At 55.9% G+C, this 2329-nt stretch carries 2 protein-coding genes; both read left to right on the top strand.

Annotated features, from left to right (window positions below; all coding sequences use genetic code 11):
- Window positions 1–194: 194 nt before the first annotated feature.
- Window positions 195–1595 (top strand): aminotransferase, encoded by a 1401-nt coding sequence (locus DH10_RS36175; protein ID WP_192257074.1) that lies wholly within the window; start codon window positions 195–197, stop codon window positions 1593–1595.
- 159 nt (window positions 1596–1754) lie between these two features.
- Window positions 1755–2329: extracellular solute-binding protein (locus DH10_RS36170; RefSeq protein ID WP_192385983.1), on the top strand; the 575-nt coding region annotated here is incomplete at its 3' end.

Here is a 2329-nt window from a genome sequence, read left to right as displayed (position 1 = left end):
GAGGGCCGGCATCCGTAACCCTTCACAATTCCTGACATTGCCAACCAGCTTCGCAAGTTGCCTGGAAAGGTTTGTGCGAGACGATCGCTTGTCAAGGATGCCTACTTTATAGGCGTTGTCGCACTGTCCAGTGGCTAGAGCGAAAAGGGGTTCCATGCTTCCTACGGCTTAGTCTTTAGATCGTGAGGATTATTATGGTTGAACCTGCTCTCTCGCCAACGGAAACCGGCGCCCCCACCAATGAGCGGTTTCATCTGATCCAGGCCGCGCCCTTGGCCGGCAGTATCGGTGCGGAAGCTCGCGAGCTCATCACATCTTCTGAAGATGTCTTCGTCACTGATCAGAGCGGGAGAAAACTGATCGACGGACCGGCAGGCATGTGGTGCATCAACGTGGGACATCGCAACAAAGCCCTGTCCGATACATTGCGCGACCAGGCAATGTCCCTGACCTATTCAACACCGTGGTATACAAGCAATGCTCCTGCGGAGAAGCTTGCGCAAATGCTTGCAGAGCGTGCCCCGGGTGACCTCAACCATGCCTTTTTGACGACTGGCGGTTCATCCGCGGTCGAAACGGCAATACGGCTCGTGCAGTTCTACAACAACGTACGTGGACTGCCGCAGAAGAAGTTGTTGATCTCACGCCAAGGAAGCTACCATGGCTCGACATACCTGACCGCATCGCTGAACGGCCGCCCGCGCGATCACGACTGGATGGATGGCGCAAGCGATCTCGTCAGAAAGCTGATTTGCCCGAATCCCTTCCACCGACCGGCGAACTTGTCACTGGAGGCGTTCGAAGATTTCCTCGTCGATGAGTTTCGCTCGCTCATCGAGCGCGAGGGCGCCCAACAGATCGCTGCTTTTGTCGCCGAACCGATCCAGGCGAGCGGCGGAGTGTTGATGTCGCCGCCGACCTATCTGAGGCGCATGCGTGCGCTCTGCGCGGAGAATGACATTCTCTTTATCGCGGACGAGGTGGTCACCGCTTTCGGTCGGCTCGGCCATATCTTCGCATCACAAGATGTGTTCGGCATCCAGCCGGATATGATCACTTTCGCGAAAGGTGTCACGTCTGGATATTTTCCCCTCGGTGGCGTCATGGTGTCGGATCGCTTGCTCAGCGAACTTCGCCGCTTGAACCATCCCAAGGCGAACTTCGTGCATGGTCTGACCTATTCCAGTCATCCCATCGGCTGCGCGGTGGCAATCCGCAATATCGAACTGCTGGAAGACGGTCTCCTCGAGCACGCGCGTGAAATCGGTCCCTATTTTCAGGAGCAGTTGCGGACGCTCGAGGAACTGCCCCTCGTGGGCGAGGTGCGCGGCGCCGGACTGATGGCGGGAATTGAATGTGTTGCCGACGCCAAGGCGGAGAATCGTCTTGATCTCGACCTGACCGTCGGTAAACGGATCGATTTTCATTGCCAGGAGAATGGGTTGCTGGTCCGGCCCCTGATCAATATGTGCGTGATGTCGCCGCCGCTGACCATCAGTCGTTCGCAAATCGACATGATGACCGATGCTCTTCGCAAGGGAATTGAAGCCACTGCGGATGACCTGATCCGTGAGGGACTTTGGAGGCCGGCATAATCCGGCTGCCTGCCTTCCTTTTAGGCAGAGCGGATGGCTAGACGACAGCCAACCAGCCTGAACAGTTTTGAAGCCGGGCCTGAAGCTCCTTTGGGAAGCCCTTAGGTTCTGAAGCGTTGGAATACCGGATTATCGAGCCAGAAAACAAGCGAGGGCAAAATGAAACTCACCGCAACGTCCACCGCGTTAATTCTTGGCCTGAGCACCACGGTCGCCCTGGCTCAAGGCAATCTAAACATCTACAATTGGGGCGAGTACACCAGCCCCGAATTGGTCGACAAATTCTCAAAGACCTACAACGTCCATGTGACGCTGACGGATTTCGATTCTAACGACACCGCACTTGCAAAAGTGCGCCAGGGTTCCTCCGGGTTCGACGTCGTGGTTCCCTCGCAGAGCTTCATCCCCACCTATATTCAAGAAGGGCTGCTTGCCGAGACAAACCCGGGCCAGATGGAAAATGCCAAGAACCTCGAAGAGAGGTGGCGGGATCCCGCTTTCGACCCAGGCCGAAAATATTCCGTGCCGTGGCTTTGGTATACGAGCGGCATCAGCGTCAATACCTCGGTCTTCAAAGGCGACATAAATACCTGGAAGGTGATTCTGGATCCGCCGGATGAACTGAAGGGCAAGATCAATATCGTTCCCGAGATGAACGATATCATGTTCGCCGCGATCAAATTCGAAGGCGGAACATGGTGCACAAGTGACGTTGCCCCCAGTTTCTATCCAGC

It is taken from the genome of Mesorhizobium silamurunense (genome assembly GCF_014843825.1).
Taxonomy (GTDB): domain Bacteria; phylum Pseudomonadota; class Alphaproteobacteria; order Rhizobiales; family Rhizobiaceae; genus Mesorhizobium; species Mesorhizobium silamurunense.
Note: the sequence above shows the minus strand (reverse complement) of the source record. Positions and strands in the feature narration are given on the sequence as shown.

Excerpts from the sequence above, each read along its gene's own strand:
- DH10_RS36175 (WP_192257074.1), top strand. The coding sequence starts at position 195 with ATGGTTGAACCTGCTCTCTCGCCAACGGAAACCGGCGCCCCCACCAAT.